Origin of the sequence: Acinetobacter sp. YH01006 (genome assembly GCF_013420445.1) — a bacterium.
In the GTDB taxonomy this organism is placed as follows: Bacteria; Pseudomonadota; Gammaproteobacteria; order Pseudomonadales; family Moraxellaceae; genus Acinetobacter; species Acinetobacter pseudolwoffii.
Window position 1 is genome coordinate 107,258 of sequence record NZ_VOYB01000006.1, and the last position, 25,349, is coordinate 132,606.

A 25,349-nucleotide genomic window follows, 5' to 3' on the forward strand; every position below is an offset into this window, starting at 1 on the left:
ATCATAGCCATGAACCAGTTAACGAATCTTTCTTCTGAAACTTCTCTCTCCGCTCATGAACAGGAAGCACGTGATTTAACGCGCATTCTACCCGCTTCACGTAAAGTCTATCTGCCAGGCTCGCGTCCTGATATTCAGGTGCCGATGCGGGAAATTTCCCTCAGTGAAACCCCGACCGGCTTGGGCGGTGAATATAATCCGCCCTTGATGGTTTATGACACGTCTGGTGTCTATACCGACCCCAATGTGACGATTGACCTGAATAAAGGCCTGCCCAATATCCGTGACAGCTGGATTGAACAGCGTAACGATACAGAAATGCTGGACGATTTAAGCTCTGAATTTGGCCGACAACGTTTACGTGATATCCGTACTGCGGCCATCCGTTTCGCGCATATTCAAAAACCGCGCAAAGCCAAACGCGGCCAGAACATCACCCAGATGCACTATGCCAAACAAGGCATGATTACGCCAGAAATGGAATATATCGCCATTCGTGAAAACCTGCGTCAACTGGAGGGTGTCGATATGCGCCAGCATCCGGGACAAAATTTCGGTGCTAAAAACCTGACTGAAATCACCCCGGAGTTTGTACGGCAGGAAGTCGCTGCCGGCCGCGCGATTATTCCGGCCAATATCAATCATCCGGAACTGGAACCGATGATCATCGGACGCAATTTTCTGGTCAAAATCAATGCCAATATTGGTAACTCGGCTTTGGGTTCTTCGATTGAAGAAGAAGTCTCGAAAATGACCTGGGCGACACGCTGGGGTGCAGATACCATTATGGATCTCTCAACCGGGCAGAACATCCATGAAACCCGGGAATGGATTATCCGCAATTCTCCCGTGCCAATTGGCACCGTACCGATCTATCAGGCCTTGGAAAAAGTCAACGGCGTAGCCGAAGACCTGACTTGGGAAATCTTTAAAGATACCCTGATTGAACAGGCGGAACAGGGCGTGGATTATTTCACCATTCATGCCGGTGTACTTTTAAGATATGTACCGCTCACGGCCAACCGTCTGACCGGCATTGTTTCGCGTGGCGGTTCGATCATGGCACAGTGGTGTCTGGCGCATCATCAGGAAAACTTTCTCTACACCCATTTTGATGACATCTGCGAAATTATGAAAGCATACGATGTGTCTTTCAGCCTCGGCGATGGCCTGCGTCCAGGCTGTGTGCAGGATGCCAATGACGAAGCGCAATTTGCTGAACTGAGAACCTTGGGTGAACTGACCCATCGTGCCTGGGAACATGATGTACAGGTGATGATTGAAGGTCCGGGCCATGTGCCGATGCACATGATCAAGGAAAATATGGACCTGCAACTGGAAGTCTGTAAAGAAGCGCCCTTCTATACCCTTGGCCCTTTAACTACGGATATCGCCCCGGGTTATGACCATATTACTTCAGCGATTGGTGCCGCAATGATTGGCTGGTATGGCACCGCCATGCTGTGCTATGTCACCCCGAAAGAGCATCTTGGCTTGCCAAATAAAAAAGATGTCAAAGACGGCATTATTACCTACAAGATTGCAGCACATGCAGCCGATCTGGCCAAAGGGCATCCAGGCGCACAGGCCCGGGACAATGCGCTGTCCAAGGCACGTTTTGAATTCCGCTGGGAAGACCAGTTTAATTTGAGTCTGGATCCGGATACAGCCCGCAGCATGCATGATGAAACCATGCCCAAAGCAGCCCATAAATCTGCACATTTCTGTTCCATGTGTGGACCGAAGTTCTGTTCAATGAAGATTAGCCAGAATGTTCGAGACTATGCCAATCAGCAGGCCAAGCCTGATCAGCCGGCAAGCTCTCAGGCCGAAATTGAAGCAGGTATGGATCAGATGAAAGCCAGCTTCCATAAGTCTGGCCAAAATCTGTACCACAAACTATAAAACTTTAAAAAAAACAGTTGTCTTCAAAAAAAACTCAGATAGGATGAAAATAAATCAACTCATTCTATCTGAGCATATGAATATTATTAAACAGGCCTCTTATAATAAAAAAGACTTTCGCATAGAGGCACGTGAGTTTTTGTACCGGGGATTTATTCAGGTGGAAAAAGTCAGCCTGCGACACCGTTTATTCCAGCAGGACAGCTCGACGCCTATTTTGCAACGTGAGCTGATTCACCGGCCAGAAGCAGCGGGTGTACTGATGTACAACCATCAACAGCAGAAATTCGGCCTGATTGAACAGTTTCGGATTGGTGGATTGGACGATGTCGATTCTCCTTGGCAACTCGAAGTGATTGCTGGCGTTTTGGATGGCAATGAAGCACCTGAAGCATGTATCCGCCGCGAGGCACTCGAAGAATCAGGCTGTACCCTGGATAAGCTACAGCACATTTTCAGCTTCTACCCTTCCGCAGGTGCCTGTTCCGAATTATTTCATTTATATGTGGCCCAGACCGAATTGCCTGAACAGGGCGGTATTTTTGGTATGCCGGATGAAGGTGAAAATATCCAGCTGCATATTCTGGATTATGCAGATATTTCCGCACTACTCAGCAATGGGCGCTTAAGGAATGCACCGGTCATTATGGCCTTGCAATGGTTGCAACAACATATTCATACTGCAGGGATATGTCTAAGGGGAAAGACATGAGTTTTTCGCAGTCAAATACAACCGAACAGCCCGACTGGACCATTATCCAGATTTCTGATACCCATTTGATGGATCGGGAAGAGCTGGAATTTGCCCGGATGAATCCGGAGCAGAGTTTTCATGAAGTGATGCAGCAGATTCAGCAGCGCTTTCCCAAAATGGATGCGCTGATTCATACCGGTGATCTGGCGCAGGTGCCGGTGGAACGAACTTATCAGCGTTATTTAGACTTTATCCAGTTCTTAAACGTGCCGCATTATCAAATTCCAGGTAATCATGATGACACCCGGATCTTTCCGTTTCATCAGAATGCCAATCAGGTACATGCGATTCATTTTGGTAGCTGGACCATGATTTTGTTGAATAGTGCGGTTCAAGGCAAGGTTGATGGCTGGGTGGAACAAGCTCAGCTTGATCAATTGAACCAATTATTGCTTGAGTTTAAGCATCAGCATGTCATCATCGCTTGTCATCATCACCCTTTTGCGATGAAATCGCACTGGATTGACCAGCACCGGCTTAAAAATGCCGAAGCTCTGAAAGATGTCCTGGCACGGCACCAGAATATAAAGCTGGTCTTGTTTGGTCATGTGCATCAGGATTCCTGTAATGAATGGCATGGTATCTATTTTTTATCCACGCCATCGACCAGTGTGCAGTTCAAACCTAAAAGCCAGGATTTCGCGCTAGATCAGGCGGCGCCCGGTTATCGTGTATTACATTTGCAACAAAATGGTGAGTTTGATACCTATATTGAACGGGTGGCATTGAGTCAGCAAAATATTAATACTGAAATTTCAGGTTATTAACTTTTCAATTTGTTTTTTTTGCATTACTTTATTGCAACCAAAGGAAATGTGATATGCATAGTCCAGACATCAAAGACTATCAATAAGCATAAAAAGTCTATATGATGACGGCCCCCACAGGAGGATAATCCTTCTACAGGGTGGATAAAAATTGCATATCACCATATTTTTTGCGTAGCAATCATACGCATATGATGAGGAATGCCCTAAATGGCGAATGACAACCAAAATCAAGTCTTAGACAATCAAATTGAAGTTGTAGAAGAGAAAGCTGCAAAGCGCGTACGCAAATCTAAGCCTAAAACGACTGACGGTGGTTCTACTGCTAGCTTATTTGGTATTGAACCTTATCAACCTAAAAAAAATGAAGAATACATGTCTGAAGGTCAGCTTCAGCATTTCCGCCAAATTTTGCTGGCCTGGAAAGCCGAGTTGATGTCAGAAGTGGATCGTACGCTGAATACGATGCAAGATGAGAATACTGCCCTGCCTGATGTCAACGATCGTGCCACTCAGGAAGAAGAATTTGCAATTGAGCTGCGTACCCGTGACCGTGAACGTAAACTGATCCGTAAAATCGAACAGTCAATCGAAGCGATACAGAATGATGACTATGGTTTCTGTGAAACTTGTGGCATCGAAATTGGTTTGCGTCGTTTAGAAGCCCGTCCAACGGCTACTTTATGTATTGACTGCAAAACCCTGGCGGAAATCAAAGAGAAGCAAAATAACGGTTAATGATGCTGTTGAATAATCCTCCCCTAACCCCTCCTTTAAAAAAGGAGGGGGACAATAGGATGGCTTATGTGGGTCGGTTCGCGCCATCGCCAACCGGCCCTTTGCATTTTGGCTCCCTCATTACCGCAGTTGCCAGTTATTGCGATGCCAAAGCCAACCACGGCACATGGCTGGTTCGGGTGGAAGATACCGATATTCCGCGTATTTATCCGGGCAGTGAAGAGCATATTTTGCGTGCCATGGACGCCTTTCAGCTTGAGCCAGACGGCGAAATCATTTTCCAGAAAGACCGTTTAGATATTTATGCAGATGTGATCGAACAATTACGTCAGCAGGGTCTGGTTTATGCCTGTCAATGTACCCGTAAAATGCTCGGTTCCAATCATATCTATCAGGATACCTGCCGTGACCTAGCTCTGGCATTCGACAATCAAGCGATCCGTTTAAAAGTCGAAGATATCGAAATCTGTTTTGAAGATCAATTACAAGGTCGACACTGCTCAAAGCTGAAGAAAGATCTGGGAGACTTTGTCTTAAAACGTCGTGACGGGATTATTAATTATCAGCTGGCGGTAGTGGTCGATGACTATCTGCAAGGCATGACCCATGTGGTACGTGGTGCTGACCTGCTGGACAATACCGAACGGCAAATCTATCTGGGGCAGTTGCTCGGTTATCCGCGTCTGAATTATATGCATCTACCCCTGGCGATGAATGATCAGGGACAAAAACTCTCAAAACAGAATCTGGCCCAAGCACTGGATTTAAGTCAGGCCCCACAACTCTTAAAACAGGCACTTAATGCTTTGCATCAGGCTGAAGTTGATCTAGATACTCCACAATGCATGCTGCAACAGGCGGTTGCGCAATGGAACATTGAACGGATTCCACATACAACAGCGCTACAAGGTTGTTATCAATAAAAACCTGTTTTGGCTTAAGCTAGAATTCTAGAATTAAAATCAGAGAGGAAAAGCAGATGTTTTTTATTTTTGGATTCGGCCCTAAAACCAAAACTATTGAAAAGAGCCAGTTCCTGTGTCCAGTCTGCCGAACCCGTACAGGCTATGAGCTGAAACAGCAACGTCATTATTTTTCTTTGTTTTTTATTCCATTGATTCCACTTTCCAAGCCTAAAACTGCTTTTGTGACCTGTTCCAATTGCGGAACTGCAATGCCGAGCACAGTGCTTGACCATGCTCAGCCTGAACCTCAGCGTAATCCCAGTCTAGAAGCTTGATTCTTCCCGGCTTGGATTGACCTGTCGTGTGGTTGAATCAATTTTCAGAATCAGGCTGATCATTACCGCACAGACAATTAAGGATGAACCCCCATAACTAATAAATGGCAGGGTCAAACCTTTGGTCGGTAACACGCCCATATTCATACCGGCATTCACCAGAATCTGTAACAGGAAAATGATACAGATCCCATAGGCCAGATAGCCGGCGCGTAGATATTGATGTTGCAAGGCACGATGTCCGATCCGGATACAGCAGACCAGCATGGTAAAAGACAGGATCAGGATGGTCGCAATACCCAAGAAACCAAATTCCTCACCTAAAATCGCCAGCATAAAATCAGTATGCGCTTCAGGCAGATAAGACATTTTCTGAATGCTGTGCCCCAATCCAACCCCGGCCCACTCACCACGGCCGAAGGCCATTAGTGCATTCGAGAGCTGATAACCGCTACCCAGTGGATCTTCCCATGGATTTGAAAAAGACATCAAACGCTGCAAGCGATAAGGCTCTAATAAAATCGCTGCGGCAAATGCACCGACCAAGGTCATAAAGGCCACACCAAACTGAATCCACGGCGCACCCGCGAGGAAAAACACGCCAAGCATGGTCAAGGTAATTACTACGGTTGCCCCCAAGTCCGGCTCAAGAATAATCAAACCGACGGTCACACCCATAATCGCACTTAAACGAACCAAACCTTTAATATTGTTCCGGACTTCTTCCGCACGGCGTACCACATAGTCCGCGGTAAAAATCGCCATCATCACTTTCGCCACTTCCGAGGCCTGCAAGGTAAATCCGGCCACCCGAATCCAGCGCTTGGAACCATTGACCTCAGTCCCGACCACCAGCACGGCCACCAACAGTACAATGGTAATAATCCACAAAAAGAAGGTGTTATTAAACCAGACCTTTAAGGGAATTTTATAGGTTAGATAGGCGGCTACTGCTGCCACAAAAATCGAAATGCCATGGCGGCTAATATAATGAAAGGCATTTTCATGCATACGTTCAGCATAAGGCATCGAGGCCGATGCCACCATGATCGAACCAATACACAGTAAAGCCAATACACAGAAAATTAGTACATTCCGTGGATTTAGCTCAGCGGGGAGCTTGGGTACCCACTGGCTATAAAATTGGTTTAGTTTATTGATCGTAGTCTGAGCAAACCCAGCCATATCACGAATCCTTGTTATTCTTAATTGAGTTCATTCACATACGCAACAAACTTGCGACCACGCTCAGGATAACCCGAGAACATATCAAAACTTGCGCATGCAGGAGACAATAGCACGACATCATCTGCCTGGGTGTGCTTTTGGCAGATTTCTACGGCCTGCTGCAAACTCTCTGCATGAACCAGCTCAGTCGTGCCCCTAATCGCTGCTTCGATGATCGGACGGTCTTCACCAATCAGCACTGCAATCTTGGCATATTTACTCAATGATTCACGCAAAGCCTTAAAGTCCTGTCCTTTGCCCTGTCCACCGAGAATAATCGCAACTTTGCCACCTTGGGCTTCAATCGCCATACCGAGACCATCGAGAGCCGCCAAGGTTGCACCGATGTTGGTGCCTTTGGAGTCGTTATAATAACGTACGCCCTGCACTGCTTTGACAAATTCGCAGCGATGTTCCAGACCTTTGAAGGTTTTTAAAGTGTTTAGCATGCTGTCCAATGGCAAACCAATCGCTTCACCGAGTGCCAGACAAGCCAGGGCATTGGCAACATTATGCGTGCCCTGCATATACATCTCGGTACTTTTTAACAGACGTTCACGACCACGCGCCAACCAGATGCCACCATCGGTATCTTTAAGAATCCCGTACTGGTTCATATCGGGTGCATTCAGGCCAAAACTTTGCATCGGCGTCACATCTGGCACCAAAGGACGGGTCAAAGAATCATCCCGGTTATACACCACTTTTTTCACACCCTGAAAAATCCGGTGCTTGGCGGTGTGATAGCCCATCATATCGCCATGCCGATCCAGATGATCTTCACTCATGTTCAGTACCACCGCCACTTCAGCCGCCAGATTTGAAGTAGTTTCCAGCTGAAAACTGGATAATTCTAAAATATAGAATTCAGGATCATCTTTGGTTAAATCCAGTGCAGGACGGCCCAGATTGCCACCGACGGCGACTTTTTTGCCAGCATCGGCTGCCATTAAGCCAATCAAAGTGGTCACTGTACTTTTGGCATTGGAACCGGTAATCGCGACAATGGGCTTATCCGTAGCACGGCGTAAAATCTGGATTTCACTCACCACAGGAATACCCTGCGCCATCGCCGCCTGAATTTCTGGCAATTTTGGATCCAGTCCCGGACTGATCACGATTTCTTCTGCAGACAGCAACAGCTCGGCATCAAACTGGCCGAAACTGGTCTGGACTTCGGCCGGAATCTGGTCATGTCCCGGGGGGGTGGCTCTAGAATCCGTTACTGCAACGCGGTAGCCCTGGTCATGTAAGAAATTGACTGCTGCAACACCTGATATTCCGAGTCCTGCAACGACTTTTAACCCACCACGTTGTATTAACATTTTCGCCCCATATTTTGGTCTATTTTGAAACTGACGAAATGGTAGCACTTTGCTGTTTTGAATGCCTTTTCTGATTGAGCTTTCTGCATATTTTTTTTGTGTCCATGCGTAAAAAAACCGTCATGCTCATGACGGTTTTTAAAATCACAGCCAAAAAGGAACTTATTTCCATTTGACCGCTTGCTGGGCCGGCTTTTCCTGTGCACTTTGCTCCGACACCGGACAGGCACAGTTGCCACCACAGCCTGCAGCCATACCCGGTTGCAGCCATTTGGCCAGACGCGTCCAGCCTTTTGCTGCGCAGGCATCAGACAGCTTCTGGAAGACTGAGTGAGAGGTGTTCGGAAACACCTTTTTAAATACCACCAGCGCACTCCACAGCACCAGTGCCGCCACAATCAAAATTTCAATCATCTCAATCTCCCATGCATATACTCAGGCAAGCTCAACGGGCCGAGGCCAACCTGAGATTAGCCCAAATAATATGAAGCAATTTGATAAGTCAGGAATGACATGAAATATGCCAAGCCAAACAGGTAAACCGTCATGATACTGACCGTTTTCCAGGAACCAGTTTCACGTTTGACTGTCGCCAAAGTTGCCAGACAATGCGGTGCATAAATAAACCACACCAGTAAAGACAGACCTGTCGCCACTGACCAGCCCAGATCACCACCACTACTGATGAGTGAAGAGAGACCTTCGGACATTGCATCGTCATCTACGGCAGACAGTGCATAGACAGTGCCCAATGCAGCAACCACCACTTCACGTGCTGCCATGGCTGGAATCAAGGCAATACAGATCTGCCAGTTAAAACCGAGCGGTGCAAAGATTGGCTGCATCAGATGACCGAGCATACCTGCCAGTGAATAATCAATCGCCGGCAAAGTCGCACCTTCTGGGGGTTGCGGGAAGGTACACAGGAACCAGAGTACAATCGATAAGGCAAAGATGATACCGCCGACCCGCTTCAAGAAGATTTTGCCGCGATCCAGCAAGCCGATCCAGACGTTTTTCAGATCCGGGAAACGGTAGCTTGGCAGCTCCATCAACAGCATGTGCTGGGATTTATCTTTATGGAAAAATTTCAGTACAAAAGACACCGCCAGAGCACTGACAATACCCGCCATATACAGGCCAAATAACACCAGACCTTGCAGGTTCATAAAACCCCAGACAGTTTGCTGTGGAATGAAAGCTGCAATCAGCAAGGCATATACCGGCAAACGTGCTGAACAGGTCATCAGCGGTGCCACAAAAATCGTGGTTAAACGATCTCGCGGATCACTGATGGTACGCGATGCCATGATGCCCGGAATGGCACAGGCAAAGCTGGACAATAACGGAATAAAGGCACGGCCTGACAGGCCCGCTTTAAACATCAGCTTATCGAGCAAGAAGGCTGCTCGTGGTAAATAACCTGATTCTTCCAAGACTAGAATAAAGAAGAACAGAATCAGAATCTGTGGCAGGAATACCACCACCCCGCCGGCACCAGCAATAATCCCGTCCACCACCAGACTATTCAGTAAGGGATGAGCAATATATTCACCGAGGAATTCACCGAGCCAACCAAAGAAGGTTTCGATGCCATCCATAAACGGCGCAGCCCAGGCAAATACCGCTTGGAAAATCACGAACATCATTACAGCCAGGCTGAGTAGACCCAGTACCGGATGTAAAAAAATCCTGTCGAGAAAATCAGTACGTTTGTCTTCCTGATCGACGAAATTGACCACGTCGTTCAGAATGACTTCTACCTGCTGATGCGGGTCACCCTTTAAGCCACTCAGTTCAGTCTGCGGTACCGAGAATTTTCCCTGATCCAGGGCATTCTTCAGGTTTTCAATCCCTGAACTGCGTACCGCTACAGTTTCCACCACGGGCACGCCGAGACGTTCAGACAGCTTCTGGGTATTGATTTGCATCCCACGACGGCGTGCTTCATCCATCATGTTGAGTACAACCAGAATCGGACGACCCAAAGCAATCATTTCTAGGACCAGACCCAGATGCAGTTTCAGGTTAGTGGCATCTACCACACATAAGAATGCATCCTGCTGCTGTTCTTCTGCGATTTTACCTTGCACCACATTACGGGTGATTTCTTCATCCGGGCTGGTCGCATCCAGACTATAAGTCCCTGGCAAATCCAGTACCCGTACCGCTTTGCCTGAAGCAAGCTGAAACGTACCGACTTTACGTTCAACCGTGACACCCGCATAGTTACCAACTTTTTGGCGTGTTCCGGTTAAATGGTTGAATAATGAAGTTTTACCGCAATTAGGGTTACCGACAAGGGCAATACGTAATGTATCACTCATGCCGACACCGCCTGTTCGATTTCAATTTTGGCTGCTTCTGATTTACGCAAAGCAAAACGGGTAAATCCAACTTGAATCAAAATGGGATCTCCACCAAAAATACCTTTCGTAATCACCTGTACCTTCGTACCCGGCACAAAGCCTAGAGTTTCCAAACGACTCGCGACGACATCGTGTAGAGCACTTTCACCATCAGTTGTTCGACTCACTTTTCGAATGATGGCAATTTGTTTTGCTTTTAAATCAGACAAACGCACCGTGAAATTCCTGAACTATTTTGTACAGTATACAAACAAATGAGAATAATTAACAAATAAGATTGATTACATGCTGAATTAGTTTTTATATCACATCGACAGTCTGGTGAAATTAAACTACAGTGGAGAATACCTATTAAATTCATCGCTTTTTCAGATCAGATCCTTGCACCCTATGCTGAATAAAAAACCCCGTATTCCCGCCCCGGTTCAAATTCCTGAAGCCTTGAGCTATTTACAGGGTTTTCGTGATTATCTGATTGCGCAAACGGTTAGTCCACACACCCGAAATGCCTATTTATCTGATTTGCTGCAATGTGCAGAATGTCTGAGCAAGCCTTTGCCAGAATGGACCCATGACGATATTTCCGATGTATTGATTGCACTGACCAAACAGCAAAAAAGCCCACGCTCAATTGCCCGCTGTCTGTCAGCCTTGCGTTCATTTTATAAATTTCTGCGTGAACAGAAGCTGCGTAGTGATAATCCGGTGGCAGCGCATAAAACCCCGAAGCTTGGCCGTGCCTTGCCCAAAGATTTGTCTGAAGCCGATGTTGAGGCCTTGATTGATGCCCCCGATATCAATACTGCTTTAGGCCTGCGTGACCGTGCCATGTTTGAAGTGCTGTATGCTTGCGGTTTACGTGTCACTGAACTGATTAACTTACGTCTGGAACTGATTAACTTAAAACAGGGCTATTTACGCATCGTCGGTAAAGGCAATAAAGAACGGCTGGTACCGATGGGACACATGGCCTGTGAATGGGTGGAAAAATATCTGAATGAAGCCCGTCCACAACTGTATAAGACCTCAACCGATTATCTGTTTTTGACTCAGCATGGCGGCATCATGAGCCGGCAAAATTTCTGGTATGCGATTAAACGCTATGCTTTACAGGCCGGGATTGCATCCGAGCTGTCACCGCACACCTTGCGGCATGCCTTTGCGACGCATCTGCTCAATCATGGCGCAGATTTACGTGTGGTACAGATGCTGCTTGGACATAGTGACCTGTCGACCACCCAGATTTATACCCATGTCGCGCAAGTGCGGATGCAGCAGCTGCATGCAGCGCATCATCCACGGGCTTAAAACATCTACATATGGAATAAACTGAGAAGTTTGACGTGTTTGTATTTTTTTTTGTTATGCTAATGCTCTGTTTTTAGTCCAAGAAGAAAAGGGTTATTTATGACATTTGCCCGCTCAAAAGTTTTTATGGCTTGTACACTTGCTGCTGGTTTGGGGCTTAGCGCATGTTCCAATTCCGATAACAACACTAAAAAGCAAGATACACTGACTGCAAGTGCGCCAGCAACGGGAGAAGCCTCTACCCTGACCGAACGCAATGCACAACAGCGTCTGGTCTCTACCTTGGAAAAGCATTTCAAAACTGCGGGGATCAGTGCCAAAATTATCGATATTAAAACCACCGAAGTACCGAACCTGTTCTGGGTCAGTCTGGAAGGTATGTCTGCGGTCTATGTCACCAGCGATGGTAAATACCTGATTCAGGGCGACGTGATCCGACTCGGTGATAAACAGCTGCATAATGTCAGTGAAAACCTGCAAGCCGGAATCAACAACAAACTCTTTGCCGAACTGAAAGCAGAAGATCTGCTGATCTATCCGGCCAAAGGCAAGGCCAAGCATGTGGTCTATGTCTTTACCGATGTCAGCTGTCCGTATTGCCATAAATTCCATGAACAAATGGATGAAATGAATAGTAAAGGTATTGAGGTTCGTTATATCGCCTGGCCGCGTGGTGAACAGCATATGCCGGCCATGGAAGCAATCTGGTGTAGTGCTGACCGTCATAGTGCTTTTGATCAGGCCATTGCCGGCGCACAGATTAGTGCAGAGAAATGTGAAAATCCTGTTCAAGATCAATATCACATGGGCCTGAATATGGGCGTCAATGGCACCCCTGCCATTTATAGTTCGGAAGGGGTTTACCTCGGCGGATATCTGTCTAGCGCTGAATTATTGAAGCGACTTAAATAACTCATTTTAATACGTTATTTAACTTTATTTTATACATAAAGATATTCTGAAATGACCCTAGAGTCATGGCGTTTTTTTAGCTATGATCTAGGTTCTCGTAAAAAACTGTTTATTTGGAGTGTGACGTGAAACCAGTTCGTCTGGCTATCCTCGGTCTTGGTACTGTAGGTGGTGGTGCCTTGAAACTATTAAAAGAAAATGCTGCTGAGATTAAACGTCGCACCGGTCGTGAAATTGAAATTACCTATGTAGGCACCCGTCGTCCACGTCCTGATCTGGACCTACCTGCATCAGTGAAACAAAGTGCAGACTTGATGGACATCGTGCGTCAACCTGACGTAGACGTGGTGGTCGAAGTCATGGGCGGGATTCATCCTGCTTTTGAAATTATTATGGAAGCCATGAAACATGGCAAGCATATTGTGACTGCCAACAAGGCGCTATTGGCTGAACATGGGAATGAGCTGTTTAAAGCGGCTGAAGACAATGCCGTGCAAATTGCCTATGAAGCGGCAGTGGCTGGCGGTATTCCCATTATTAAAGTGATTCGTGAAGGTCTGGCGGCCAACAAGATTGAATGGCTGGCGGGCATCATCAATGGTACGGGTAACTTCATTCTCAGCGAAATGCGTGAAAAAGGCCGTACTTTTGAAGACGTACTCAAAGAAGCACAAGAACTCGGATATGCCGAAGCCGATCCAACCTTTGACGTGGAAGGTATTGATGCTGCACATAAGCTGACCATTCTGGCTTCATGTGCCTTTGGTATTCCGCTACAGTTTGACAAAGTCTTTACTGAAGGTATTGGCAAAGTCACTGCACAAGATGTGAAATATGCAGAAGACCTCGGTTTCCGTATCAAGCACCTGGGAATTGCACGCCGCACCGATGCCGGGATTGAACTCCGTGTTCATCCAACCCTGATTCCTGAAGAAGAACTGATTGCCAACGTCAATGGCGTGAAAAATGCCGTACTGGTACAAGCCAATGCGGTTGGCCCAACACTGTACTACGGCGCAGGTGCGGGTGCAGGCCCAACGGCTTCTGCTGTGGTCGCAGACGTGGTGGATATTGTCCGTGATATCATTTATACCGAAGACGGTGCCGGAACCATTCCGCAACTGGCCTTTGAAGCCCTGACCGATTTACCGATCTTGAGTCGTGAACAAATGACCACCGGCTATTACATCCGTATTAATGCCGAAGATCAAATGGGCGTGCTTGCCGATGTCACCACGATCCTCAGTCGTGCCGGAATCAGTATTGATGCCATCATGCAGCAACCTCGCTTAAAAGACCTTATTCCGATCGTGATTCTGACCGATCCTATCGTCGAATCAAAAATGGATGCAGCGCTCTCACAAATTCAAGCATTACCCGTCATTCATGGCGAAATTGTACGAATTCGTTTAGAATCGCTTGATAATTAATCGGGTTAAGGGGAGTATTTCCCCTTGCCAAGCTCTACACACAATTGGAACATCATCATGTCGAATGCCAATCGTTATACTGGTTTAGTTGACCGCTATCGCGACCGTTTACCAGTGTCTGCAACTACTCGTGCGATCTCTTTGGGTGAGGGTAATACTCCACTGATCAAGCTTGAGAATATTCCACGCATTATTGGTAAAGATGTTGAAATTTATGTGAAGTACGAGGGCTTAAACCCGACTGGTTCATTTAAAGACCGCGGTATGACTATGGCAGTGACCAAAGCCGTTGAAGAAGGCTCTAAAGCCATCATCTGTGCATCCACTGGTAATACTTCTGCTGCTGCGGCTGCATACGCTGCTCGTGCCGGTATCAAAGCATTCGTGCTCATCCCGGAAGGCAAAATTGCCATGGGTAAAATGGCCCAAGCGATGATGTATGGTGCAATCACCATGCAAATTCGTGGTAACTTCGATGACGGCATGCGTCTGGTGAAGGAAGTTTCTGATCAGGCACCGGTAACGATTGTAAACTCAATCAACCCGTACCGCCTGCAGGGTCAAAAAACCATTGCTTACGAGATCGTTGAAGCTTTAGGTCGTGCCCCGGATTACCACTGCCTGCCAGTGGGTAACGCAGGTAATATCACTGCACACTGGATGGGCTATACCGAAGCGGTGGCCAATCAGTCGAAAGAAGAATTTGAGCAAGTGATTTACGATGCTGAAACCGATGCTTTCACTGGTCCTAAACCGGCTGGCTTGCCAATCATGGCCGGTTACCAAGCGTCTGGTGCTGCTCCGTTCCTGCGTGGTGGTCCAGTAGAAAATCCGGAAACTGTTGCAACTGCAATTCGTATTGGTAATCCGCAAAGCTTCAATCATGCCAAAGCTGTCGTTCGTGATTCAAACGGCTGGTTTGATGAACTGACGGATGCTGAGATTCTTGAAGCGCAACGTCTGCTGTCGATGTATGAAGGTGTATTCGTAGAACCTGCATCTGCTGCGTCTGTTGGCGGTGCAATCCGTGATATCAAAGCAGGTAAAATCGCTGAAGGTTCAGTAATCGTATGTACCGTAACCGGTAATGGTCTAAAAGATCCAGATACCGCGATCAAACAATGTGCCGATGCGGTGATGCTGTCTATCGACGCAACCATGGCTCAGGTAAAAGACTCTATTCTGTCGAACATGTAATTTCAGCCAGAATAAAAAACCCTGCATTTGCAGGGTTTTTTATGAGCGCAGAGATTAGATTCGTTTTGGTTGCTGGCTCACCCAGCTCATCAAACGGGTCGCATCATTGGTACGCGCCTGTGAGCTATTTGCACCTAACAGTACCACTGCCACCGGACGGTTATTCAGGGTCGTATGCATGACGACACAGCGCCCTGCTTCATTAATAAAACCGGTTTTAGAAATATTGATATTCCAGCCGCCGTTACGCACCAGTGCATTGGTATTATTCGATTTCAGTACACGATAACCCAAGTTAAAGTCATAGCTTGGTGTGGTCGAGAATTGACGAATCAAACCATATTGAGAAGCGGTATTCACTAAAATACCCAAATCACGTGCTGATGCCACATTTCCAGGGTGTAAGCCGGTTGATTCCATAAAGCGGGATGAATTCATGCCTAAGGCCTTGGCCTTACTGTTCATCGCTGCAATAAATGCACTGCGACCACCTGGATACGTTCGCGCCAAGGCTGCAGCTGCCGGGTTTTCAGACTTCATTAGAGCAAACAATAAAGCTTCGGCACGGTTCATGCTATCGCCAGCACGTAAGGTCGAGCTTGAGCTTTTACAACCTGCGCAAGAGAAATCAGCCTGTTGCAGCGTGATTTTTTCAGACATGTTTAAACGTGCATCGGAAATCACCACAGCTGTCATTAATTTGGTAATAGATGCAATCGGCAAAGCGGTATTGGTGTTTTTGCTAAACAGCACCTCACCAGTTTGCGCATCCATAACCAATGCAGCACGGGCATTTACAGAGGGTTGATTGCTATAACTGTTTGTATCAAAAATCTGTGTTGTTTTTGCTGGTTGCTGAACACTGACCGACTGCTGGGTGCTCGGTACACTCTGACGCAAGGTCGTGGTCACGGTGGCTGAACCGGGTGGCGAAGGCTCATCAGCAGCCACACGGAAATCATCACTCATCAGCTGATTGACTTCCTCAGAAGACCAACTAATGCTGGATCCGCCCTCTGTCGTGCCAGAATTCATAATGATTTCAGCAAAACTTGTCGCACTCATGCTGACTAACACGGACAGGCCCAATACATGCCTTAAAGACTTGTTTATTTTCTTCACTATTTCTTCACTCAACTAACAGAGGTAAGATTGATTTGCGTATTACCTCTAATATGCCTTACATTTAAACACATTGCAGAACATTTTTTGATCTTGACACTGTGTGATAAGTTTCAGATTTTATCTTGCGAATAGGATTGCTAATTTTGTACTTTCATTGCAAGCTTATTTTGCTTTATGTAACAAAAAAATGATTTTTTTAACAGAGGGAGAGCGTAGGTGATCACAGTTTTAGTTGTGGACGACCATGAATTAGTACGTACTGGAATTTGCAGAATGCTGGAAGACCATGCGGAGGTTCAGGTGATTGGACAGGCTGAATCTGGTGAAGAAGCGATTTCTCTGGTTCGTCAGCATCATCCGAATGTGGTTTTACTGGATGTGAATATGCCGGGCATTGGTGGCGTGGAAACCACGCGCCGCCTGCTTCAGAGTGCCCCTGAAACCAAAGTGCTGGCTGTCAGCGGTCTGGCAGAAGAACCCTATCCTTCGCTGTTATTAAAAGCCGGAGCCAAAGGTTATATTACCAAAGGGGCGCCGATTTCAGAAATGGTTCGCGCCATCAATAAAGTCATGCAAGGCGGTAAATATTTTAGTGCCGACATTGCAGAACAGTTAGCGAGTTCTTACCTTTCTGATACACAGCAATCGCCTTTTGATGCACTGTCAGAACGTGAAATGCAAGTGGCGATGATGGTGGTGAACTGTATCAGCGCTCAGGAAATTGCTGACAAGCTCTTTGTCAGCGTCAAAACCGTAAATACCTATCGTTATCGTATTTTTGAAAAACTGAATATTGATAGTGATGTCAAACTGACGCATCTGGCCATGCGCTATGGGCTGATTAAACCTTAGCCTTTGGCGAGTCGCGCTGCATATGGCACAAAAACCCAATTATTCTGAACTCAATCAGTATCATTTAGGGATCTGGTATAGCGCGTATCGCCTGCTGATCAGCACTGGCCTGCTGCTGATTTTTCTGCTGACCTACCCCGAGCTAACCGGCGATTATCAATATCCACAGCTGTATTATTATGCGCTGGGAATCGGTGTTGCCATTAATACAGCGCAGATGTTCGCGCTGAAATGGATCAGACGACTGATCCAGCCGCAGCTGATTATGATTTTCTTTAGCGATGTCTGCGTCTTAAGTTTACTGACTTTGGCAAGTGACGGGCCTAATCTGCAAATTGGTTTGCTGTTTGTGATTACCATCTTTTCCGCATCGTTATTGCTGGATGCAAAAAAAGCTTTGGTGGTCACGCTGATTGCTGTGATTAGTGTCATATATCAACATTTTATCGGCAGTATTTTTGCATTTTCTTCCTTAAGCAATATCAGTAATAGTGCCCTGCTGGCCTTTTTGTTCTTTGTGGTCTATGGAACCGGGCAAATTGCGGTGCGCCGTTTTCAGATTCTGGAAAACCTGAACTTTTCGCAATCTCTGGAACTTTATCGCTTACAGAATATTAACCGTTATATTCTGGAACAGATCGAAACTGGCTATCTGGTGCTGGATGAAAATTATCATGTGGTCCTGAGTAACCCTGCGGCCTGTACACTGCTCGGGATCGAAGCAAAATTTGCACATGAGAAATTTACCCTCTACCAGTCACAACCAGATTTATTTGAACTGATCCAGTTTGAAACGCTGGAAAATGGCGAGCGTTTTCAGTTTGAATCACAGCAAAGTCGCTATAACATTCATGTACAGGTACAAAAGCTGATTGTGCCGCATCAAACCCTGATGTTATTGGTGTTACAGGATGCCAAAAAACTCAATCAACAGGTGCAGCAACTCAAGCTTGCTGCACTGGGCCAGCTTTCAGCCAGTATTGCGCATGAAATTCGTAATCCATTGGCAGCTATTGTGCAGGCCAATGATTTATATCATGACTCTGACAATGAACAACAACAAGTACTCAACCAGATGATTGGCCGACAGGCGACCCGGATTGACCGGATTATTCAGGACACGCTGAATATGGTCAAAAATAAAGAAACCCATCCGGTGCCGATTCATCTCAATGAATTTATCCCGTTATTTATCCAGGAAGATTTGGCCGATATTTGCGATCAGATTCAATTTAATATTGATGTGCCGCTGCTGATTCAGTTCGATGAAGCACAATTTCGTCAAGTCCTGATTAACCTGCTTCGCAATGCCATCCGTCACAATTCAGCAGATGCCAATTACATTCAGCTGAATATACATCCCTATGAACATCGGGTCTGGATTGATATCCGGGATTTCGGCTCAGGTGTAGCCATACACGACCAGGCCCTATTATTTCAACCTTTTTTCAGCACCTCGATTAGTGGAACCGGATTAGGACTGTACTTATCACATAGTTTTTGTGAAGCAAATCAGGCACAATTAAACTATATACAACAAGAACAGGGCGCATGCTTTCGCATTAGCTGCCAACGTATTACGGTATAAAGGGGTTTAAGGGAAATGAGTGTGGAACAACAGCCACTGGTGCTCTTGGTGGATGATGAAGAAGATTTATGCACCCTCATGCAAATGTCGTTGCTGCGGATGGGGATTCGTACGCACATCGCACATTGTCTGCAAGATGCTAAAAAATGTCTTGCAGATCATCAATATGATGCCTGTTTAACTGACCTGAACTTGCCCGATGGCAATGGTTTGGAGTTACTGGAGTGGATTGGCCATCTCTACCCTGCACTTCCGGTCGCAGTTCTGACCGCCTATGGCAACATGGAAATCGCGATTGCTGCACTCAAGGCCGGTGCCTTTGACTTTGTCAGCAAACCGATCAATCAGAAACATCTGGAACAGCTGCTACAAAAAGCACTGAATAAACCGGTGGATTATTCCCATAATAATCCAAATGATGCTTTAGAACATAAAATGCTGATTGGGCAATCGATACCGATTCAGCACTTACGTATTACCTTACAAAAAATTGCCCGCTCACAGGCACCGGTTTTTATTACTGGCGAATCGGGAACTGGCAAGGAAGTGGTGGCCAATCTGGTCCATCGCCTGAGCAACCGTAATGAAGGCCCTTTTATTGCAATTAACTGTGGTGCGATTCCCACTGAACTGATGGAAAGCGAACTGTTTGGGCATAAGAAAGGCAGCTTTACTGGCGCCGCTCAGGACAAACAGGGGCTGATTCAATCGGCACATGGTGGCAGCCTGTTTCTGGATGAAATTGCAGAACTGCCACTTTCCATGCAGGTCAAACTGTTACGTGCCGTACAGGAAAAACGTATTCGTCCACTCGGTTCAGATACTGAAATTGATGTGGATTTCCGCGTCATCAGTGCCACTCATCAGGATCTGGAAGCCTTGGTACAACAAGGCAAATTCCGTCAGGATTTATATTTCCGTATTCATGTGATGGATCTGACTTTACCGCCGCTGCGTGAACGGAGTCAGGATATTCTCTTACTCGCCGAACATTTTATTCAGAAGATTTGCCAGGAATGGGGCATTGCCAATAAAAAACTGACAGAACGCAGTAAAGAATTTTTATTGGAACAATATTATCCGGGTAATGTACGTGAATTGCGTAATATTATGGAACGTGCAATTACCTTGAGTGATGAAGAGCGGATTGATCTTCAGCACCTGCAAAGTGCACCGTTACGTCAGGCTCTTAACAGCGCTCAGGAGATGAATACGCTCACGAGCGAGATCATTGCGACTGACACCCTGATTGCCCCGAGAAAGCTCCCAGAAGAAGGCCTAGAGCTATATTTAGAAAAGATTGAAAAAGAAGTTCTACTCAATGCGCTGAATCTAACGCACTGGAACCGCACACTGGCCGCGAAAAAGCTCGGTATGTCATTCCGCTCCCTACGCTATCGTTTGAAAAAGTTCGGACTGGATATTGAGGAAGACGAATAATTATTTTTGCAGGAGCAGCAGGTCTGTGACGTGTTCCAGATAGCTCTCCTCACGCATTTCCTGCTTAAACGGATAACTGAAATGTGGCTGCACGCCCCGCCCTTCAATCATCTGACCACTCGGACTGAAGTATTGTGCCACTGTCATTTGTAAAGCAGAACCATTACTCAGTGGAAATAGCTTTTGTACCACACCTTTGCCATAGCTTTGCTCACCGACCACCCAAGCCCGGCTATGTTCTTTCAATGCTGCCGTAAAGACTTCAGCTGCCGAAGCTGAACGGTTATTAATCAGAACGCCCACTTTCAGATTCTGAAATTCAAAACTTGGCAGCGCCTGAAATTGCTGATTGCCTTCCGAACGGCTTTGGGTCGAGACAATCACGCCCTGATTCAAAAATAAATCGGCAGATTCAACTGCGGCCGAGAGTAAGCCACCGGGATTATTGCGTAAATCAAATAGCACGGCTTTTAGGCGCTTGTCGGCATAACTTTCAATCAGGCGCTTGATTTCATTGGCAGTATCTTGCTGAAAAACCTTGACCTGCAATACCAGTACCTGATTATTGTGCAAGCTCGATTTAATTTCAGTATCCAGTTTGGTATTGCGGACCAGACGAACGGCCGGACTTTGCGGGGAAAGCTGGATCGTGAGCGTAGAGCCAACTGCTCCGCTCAATAACTGCCGGACTTGTTCCTGATTCAGGCTACTTAATACCTGATCGTCAATTTTATAAACAGTGACGCCATTACGCAGTCCCTGCTTGGCTGAATCTGCATCGGCATTCAAGCCCTGAACCACCCATTGCTTCATCCGCGGGTCAAATTGCAGATCAAAATCAATGCTGGCCAGATCACCTTCGGTATATTCACGCAGCTGCTTATAATCTTCAGGCGACAAATAGCGGGAATAGCGGTCTAAGCCACTGACCAGACCCTGAATGGCCTGTTGGAATAAGGCATCGTCATTTTTATCTTGAATATAATTGTCTTTTACAATGCCATAAATTTGCACAAATTCCTGAATGGATGCTACGGGAATTTCAGAATAGACCTGCCCATCCATTTCCATATCATCGAATGCCGGCTCATTTGAACCCGCCCCCCAGGCTGAATGACTCAAACACATCAGTAAGCATGGTATTACAACAGACTTCCAGCGTGTTCTTGCCATTCTTTGACCTTTTTTAGAATTTTATCGAAAATTATGCATCAAGCTGAATCAGGTTACGACCTTGCATTTCAGCAGGTACCGAAACTTGCATCAGGCTTAATAAAGTCGGTGCGACATCTGCCAGTACACCGCCTTCTGCGATCGTGGCCTGAGTTGGACCCACATAAATAAATGGAACTAGTTCAGTGGTATGCTGAGTATGTACCTGACCACTGTGATAGTCCTGCATCTGCTCTACGTTACCATGATCGGCAGTCACAATCATATGACCTTTTTGCGCCATCACGGCTTCGTAAACCCGGCCCAAACAGGTATCAACCGCTTCTACTGCTTTCACCGCAGCATCGAATACGCCAGTATGACCGACCATATCACCATTGGCATAGTTCACGACCAGCAGGTCAAATTCACCTGAATTGATCGCAGCCACCAGCTCATCAGTCACTTCATAAGCACTCATTTCCGGTTTGAGGTCATAAGTGGCTACGTTTGGCGATGGAATCAGGATACGTTTTTCACCCGGATATTCATCTTCACGACCGCCACTAAAGAAGAACGTCACGTGTGCATATTTTTCAGTTTCAGCAATACGCAATTGGGTTTTACCCAGATTTGACAGGTATTCACCAATCGAGTTGACCAACGCTTCTGGCATATAGGCCACAGGCGCATCAATCGTTGCTTGGTAACGCGTCAACATCACAAACTTGGCTAAGTTCGGCACCACTTTACGTGCAAATCCAGCAAAGTCCTTTTCAACAAAGGCTTTGGTAATTTCACGGGCACGGTCAGCACGGAAGTTCATGAAGACCACGCTATCACCATCCTGAATTTTTGCCAGCTCACCAATGCGGGTGGCTTTGACAAACTCATCCGACTCATCTGCGGCATAAGCCTGTTCCAGACCTTGAACTGCGGTGGCAGCTGTACGGGCCGCTTCGCCTTCAGTCAATAAACGATAGGCCTGTTCGACGCGATCCCAACGGTTGTCACGATCCATCGCGAAGTAACGACCAATCATGCTGGCAATACGACCCTGACCCGGATATTGTGCAAACAGCGCATCCAGTTTTTCCAATGACGGTTGGGCACTTCGTGGCGGCGTATCACGACCATCCAGGAAAGCATGCAAATAAACTTTGACACCACGTTTGAGTGCCAGTTCAGCCATCGCAACAATATGGTCTTCATGCGAATGCACACCGCCTTGAGATAAAAGGCCGAGCAAATGCACTGCACCACCTGAAGCTTTGGCTTTCTCCACCGCATCGACGAGTACTTCATGATTGAAGAAATCACCGGTACGAATGTCTTTGGTAATCCGGGTAAAATCCTGATACAGCACACGACCTGCACCGAGGTTCATATGTCCGACTTCCGAGTTCCCCATCTGGCCATCTGGCAGACCAACATCTTCGCCTGAACCCGAGATCAAACCATGCGGATGCTTGTCCTGCATTGCAGTTAAATTTGGTCGTTTAGCTGCTAAAAACGCGTTGTCTTCGACCGCTTCGCGATGACCCACACCATCCATAATCACCAAAACGTGAGGGATTTTGCCAGCAGTTGCATCCGTCATAATGAAATACTCTGTTCGTCTACGAATTAATCGCTCTATTTTAGCGAAGTTTGCAAAAAGAGGCCATGACCAGAGTATGGTTTAAGCCGCTCATCGCGATTGATTTGTTCTATTTTCCTGGGTCTTAGCGTGCCCGATGCAGCAGGTAACCCCCAATACCGAACATGATCAGAATCGGAATAAAGACAAACCATGCCGGAGATGGCGCATAGACCAGACTGGCATAGCCGAGGAAATCCTGTAGATAGAAAAAGCCCAGACCGGCAAATAAGGCAATCACCAGACGAAAACCCATGGATTGCTGACGCAGCGGCCCGAAAATAAATGAACAGGCAATCACCACCAGTGCAATCAGGGCAAAAGGAGAACCGAGTTTCTGCCAGAAAGCCAGTTGATAGGTTTTTGGCACCTGACTATATTCATGCATATAACTTGTGAAACTGATCAGTTGGCTCGGTGACAAGTCTTCAGGATCGATGGTGACCATATGCACATATTTTGGCTGTAATGCCAGTGCCAAAGGTTGCTGTTCCTGCTTGATCAGGGTAGCACTACCATTTTGCAGAATATCGAACTGCTCAGTATTGCTTAATGTCCAGGAGCCATCTGTGACGAATTCACCCTGATCCGCTTGCAAGGTGCCGCGTAAGCGATAATTTTCATCAAAATCCAGCATCTGCACATTTTTCAGCTGACCTTGCGAATTGGCATAATCAATATAAATAAAGCGCTGCCCTTCCCGGGTCCAGTAACCCCGCACTTCGCCCAGTTGTGCGGCTTTACTCGAACTTTTTACGCTCTTGGCCTGTTCATTGGTATAGGGAATCACCCACTCGCTTAAGGCAAATGACAAGACCACCAGCAGTAATGCTGAACGGATCACCCAGCCAACAATCCGCCACAGACTGATCCCGATCGAGCGCATCACAATCAGTTCACTATTTGAGGCCAATGTGCCCAAACCTAAAACCGCACCGATCAGCGCCGAGATCGGCAGAATTTCATAAAGATAATTCGGAGCACCCCAGAGCACATATTTCAAGGCATCCCAGGCGCCATAACCTTCTTTTAGTGAACCCAGCTCACCCAGATAAGTAAATAACACCTGTAAACCCGCCAACACAGCGGTTGCACCCAGCATCGCCAGCGCAGTGGTTTGGGTCACATGTTTTGCAACTATACGACGTGCCAACATTATTAAGACCTCACTCGCTGAATCTGTTTCTTGATTTTCGGGGCCAAATTCTGTTTACGTGAGAACAAGGCACCCGCAATCGCATAAGCAATCAGGATCAATGGATAAGCCCAGATCCCCATTTCCTCTTTACTGATCCGGGTTTTCACGGCCATTAACGCCACAATCAGACTGGCAAAAATCATGAGCGCCGGAAATAACTTGAGATAACGACCTTGGCGTGGACTCACTTCAGACAAGGCCACGGCCAGAATCAAAGCAATCAGAATCGCAAATGGTACAAATACCCGCCAGCCTAATTCACTGGCCACCACAGGATCCTGACGGTTCTGCCACAATTGCGAGGTTGGCAGGGCTTCAACTTCAGCACTGGCAAACTGTGCTTCCTCATCATTTTCTAAACGCAGACGATAGCTTGCAAATTCAGCCTGGGTATATTGCGGAGTGCCCGGATAAATTTCATAACGGCGACCTTGAACCAGATCGACCACATTGGCCGCATCATTTGGCACCTCGATGCGGGTGGCTTCTTGGGCCAGAATCATCACATCCGGTTTACCGGGTTTTTCTGCCCGCTGATAGAAGAAAATATCTTTTAAGTTCTTGCGGTCTTCAGACAGATCACCGGCATAAATGGTATAGGGGCCAGAGGAAATAAATTCTTTGGGTCGTACCAGATCAAAGCCGGTGCGTACCGCCTGACTGGTGGTCAGCGCTTCAAACTGGCGGATTCCCCATGGCGCTGCCCAGAGCATCAAGCCGGCTTGGGCAATGAGAAACACCAAGGTCATCGGCACCAGAAGGCGCGCCAATTGATGCCGGCTGACACCACTGCCATTCATCACCGCCATTTCATGGTCGACATATAAACGGCCAAATACCAGCATCAGGCCAATAAAGAAACCGAGCGGAAGAATCAAGGTTAAAAACTCAGGCAGACGGTAGCCAATGATGCTAAATAAAATGCCTGCATCCAGACGGCCTTGCGCTGCGACACCAAAATACTTGATCAGTCGGCCACCCATCATGATCAAGGTCAATAAGGCAATCACCACCAAAGATGTCGAGACAACTTGCTTGACCAGATAACGCCGAATAATCAAATTAATTCTTCCAAAATAAGGTCTATAAAACGAGTGCTAGTTTACCCGAATAGCAAAAATATAAAACCTAGACGGCCCTACCCATTGAAACTCTATTCAGATAAATGGTTCAATGACTGAAT

23 protein-coding genes are annotated in these 25,349 nt (G+C 46.7%); 13 read left to right on the top strand and 10 right to left on the bottom strand.

Annotation, left to right across the window (positions count from 1 at the left end; genetic code table 11):
- Positions 1-9: 9 nt before the first annotated feature.
- The 6 genes from thiC to FTT73_RS07460 all read left to right on the top strand — a co-directional run bounded on the left by thiC (position 10) and on the right by FTT73_RS07460 (position 5,404).
- The gene (gene thiC, locus FTT73_RS07435) at positions 10-1,905 is read left to right on the top strand and encodes a phosphomethylpyrimidine synthase ThiC (protein WP_074383658.1); all 1,896 of its coding nucleotides are present in this window, start codon (positions 10-12) and stop codon (positions 1,903-1,905) included.
- A 76-nt stretch (positions 1,906-1,981) separates the two neighbouring features.
- Positions 1,982-2,617 (top strand): NUDIX domain-containing protein, encoded by a 636-nt coding sequence (locus tag FTT73_RS07440; protein WP_180191226.1) that lies wholly within the window; start codon positions 1,982-1,984, stop codon positions 2,615-2,617.
- A complete protein-coding gene (gene cpdA / locus FTT73_RS07445) occupies positions 2,614-3,426 on the top strand; it encodes a 3',5'-cyclic-AMP phosphodiesterase (protein ID WP_180076072.1) in 813 nt (270 codons plus the stop codon). The genes FTT73_RS07440 and cpdA overlap by 4 nt, the downstream gene beginning before the upstream one ends.
- 210 nt (positions 3,427-3,636) lie before the next feature.
- Positions 3,637-4,164 (top strand): RNA polymerase-binding protein DksA, encoded by a 528-nt coding sequence (gene dksA / locus FTT73_RS07450; RefSeq protein WP_005094428.1) that lies wholly within the window; start codon positions 3,637-3,639, stop codon positions 4,162-4,164.
- A gap of 2 nt (positions 4,165-4,166) precedes the next feature.
- Positions 4,167-5,087: a tRNA glutamyl-Q(34) synthetase GluQRS gene (gene gluQRS, locus FTT73_RS07455; RefSeq protein ID WP_167381279.1), complete on the top strand. Its 921-nt coding sequence runs from the start codon at positions 4,167-4,169 to the stop codon at positions 5,085-5,087.
- A gap of 56 nt (positions 5,088-5,143) precedes the next feature.
- Entirely contained in the window at positions 5,144-5,404 is a 261-nt protein-coding gene (locus tag FTT73_RS07460) for a zinc ribbon domain-containing protein (protein WP_180191227.1), read from the top strand.
- On the opposite strand, the gene ftsW is transcribed toward FTT73_RS07460, so the two are convergent.
- From ftsW to FTT73_RS07485, 5 genes are all read right to left on the bottom strand, one after another.
- Positions 5,393-6,589: a putative lipid II flippase FtsW gene (gene ftsW, locus FTT73_RS07465; protein WP_180191228.1), complete on the bottom strand. Its 1,197-nt coding sequence runs from the start codon at positions 6,587-6,589 to the stop codon at positions 5,393-5,395. The two genes, FTT73_RS07460 and ftsW, sit on opposite strands and share 12 nt — an antisense overlap.
- Before the next feature lie 20 nt (positions 6,590-6,609).
- Complete coding sequence (gene murD / locus FTT73_RS07470; protein WP_180191229.1) at positions 6,610-7,956, bottom strand: UDP-N-acetylmuramoyl-L-alanine--D-glutamate ligase; 1,347 nt, start codon at positions 7,954-7,956, stop codon at positions 6,610-6,612.
- A gap of 162 nt (positions 7,957-8,118) precedes the next feature.
- Positions 8,119-8,370, bottom strand: a complete 252-nt coding sequence (locus FTT73_RS07475; RefSeq protein WP_005094438.1) for a DUF6587 family protein — start codon at positions 8,368-8,370, stop codon at positions 8,119-8,121.
- A 56-nt stretch (positions 8,371-8,426) separates the two neighbouring features.
- Entirely contained in the window at positions 8,427-10,283 is a 1,857-nt protein-coding gene (locus FTT73_RS07480; protein WP_005094440.1) for a ferrous iron transporter B, read from the bottom strand.
- Positions 10,280-10,540, bottom strand: a complete 261-nt coding sequence (locus FTT73_RS07485) for a FeoA family protein (protein WP_004281065.1) — start codon at positions 10,538-10,540, stop codon at positions 10,280-10,282. Before FTT73_RS07485 ends, FTT73_RS07480 begins: the two co-directional genes overlap by 4 nt.
- A 175-nt stretch (positions 10,541-10,715) precedes the next feature.
- On the opposite strand from FTT73_RS07485, the gene xerD reads away from it, so the two are divergent.
- From xerD to thrC, 4 genes are all read left to right on the top strand, one after another.
- Positions 10,716-11,633: a site-specific tyrosine recombinase XerD gene (gene xerD, locus FTT73_RS07490; RefSeq protein ID WP_005094442.1), complete on the top strand. Its 918-nt coding sequence runs from the start codon at positions 10,716-10,718 to the stop codon at positions 11,631-11,633.
- A gap of 99 nt (positions 11,634-11,732) precedes the next feature.
- The gene (locus FTT73_RS07495) at positions 11,733-12,545 is read left to right on the top strand and encodes a DsbC family protein (protein ID WP_100329427.1); all 813 of its coding nucleotides are present in this window, start codon (positions 11,733-11,735) and stop codon (positions 12,543-12,545) included.
- 125 nt (positions 12,546-12,670) lie between these two features.
- Entirely contained in the window at positions 12,671-13,975 is a 1,305-nt protein-coding gene (locus FTT73_RS07500) for a homoserine dehydrogenase (RefSeq protein ID WP_005094444.1), read from the top strand.
- 57 nt (positions 13,976-14,032) lie between these two features.
- Positions 14,033-15,172, top strand: coding sequence for a threonine synthase (gene thrC / locus FTT73_RS07505; protein ID WP_180191230.1), 1,140 nt, complete (start codon positions 14,033-14,035; stop codon positions 15,170-15,172).
- Positions 15,173-15,226: 54 nt separating this feature from the next.
- On the opposite strand, the gene FTT73_RS07510 is transcribed toward thrC, so the two are convergent.
- The gene (locus FTT73_RS07510; protein WP_141667085.1) at positions 15,227-16,294 is read right to left on the bottom strand and encodes a serine hydrolase; all 1,068 of its coding nucleotides are present in this window, start codon (positions 16,292-16,294) and stop codon (positions 15,227-15,229) included.
- Positions 16,295-16,513: 219 nt separating this feature from the next.
- Between FTT73_RS07510 and FTT73_RS07515 the strand changes: the two genes are divergently transcribed.
- Genes FTT73_RS07515 through FTT73_RS07525 form a run of 3 tightly spaced genes read left to right on the top strand, consistent with a single transcriptional unit; the run spans position 16,514 to position 20,177 of the window.
- Positions 16,514-17,149, top strand: a complete 636-nt coding sequence (locus FTT73_RS07515; RefSeq protein ID WP_005108454.1) for a response regulator — start codon at positions 16,514-16,516, stop codon at positions 17,147-17,149.
- Between the two features lie 22 nt (positions 17,150-17,171).
- Positions 17,172-18,737 (top strand): PAS domain-containing sensor histidine kinase, encoded by a 1,566-nt coding sequence (locus FTT73_RS07520; RefSeq protein ID WP_180191231.1) that lies wholly within the window; start codon positions 17,172-17,174, stop codon positions 18,735-18,737.
- A gap of 15 nt (positions 18,738-18,752) precedes the next feature.
- Positions 18,753-20,177, top strand: a complete 1,425-nt coding sequence (locus tag FTT73_RS07525; protein ID WP_180191232.1) for a sigma-54 dependent transcriptional regulator — start codon at positions 18,753-18,755, stop codon at positions 20,175-20,177.
- On the opposite strand, the gene FTT73_RS07530 is transcribed toward FTT73_RS07525, so the two are convergent.
- The 4 genes from FTT73_RS07530 to lptF all read right to left on the bottom strand — a co-directional run bounded on the left by FTT73_RS07530 (position 20,178) and on the right by lptF (position 25,227).
- Positions 20,178-21,350 (bottom strand): S41 family peptidase, encoded by a 1,173-nt coding sequence (locus FTT73_RS07530; RefSeq protein ID WP_180191233.1) that lies wholly within the window; start codon positions 21,348-21,350, stop codon positions 20,178-20,180.
- A gap of 31 nt (positions 21,351-21,381) precedes the next feature.
- A complete protein-coding gene (gpmI, locus tag FTT73_RS07535; protein ID WP_180191234.1) occupies positions 21,382-22,929 on the bottom strand; it encodes a 2,3-bisphosphoglycerate-independent phosphoglycerate mutase in 1,548 nt (515 codons plus the stop codon).
- 124 nt (positions 22,930-23,053) lie between these two features.
- The gene (gene lptG / locus FTT73_RS07540; RefSeq protein ID WP_005094459.1) at positions 23,054-24,124 is read right to left on the bottom strand and encodes an LPS export ABC transporter permease LptG; all 1,071 of its coding nucleotides are present in this window, start codon (positions 24,122-24,124) and stop codon (positions 23,054-23,056) included.
- 2 nt (positions 24,125-24,126) lie between these two features.
- Positions 24,127-25,227, bottom strand: a complete 1,101-nt coding sequence (gene lptF, locus FTT73_RS07545; protein WP_005094462.1) for an LPS export ABC transporter permease LptF — start codon at positions 25,225-25,227, stop codon at positions 24,127-24,129.
- Between the last annotated feature and the right edge of the window lie 122 nt (positions 25,228-25,349).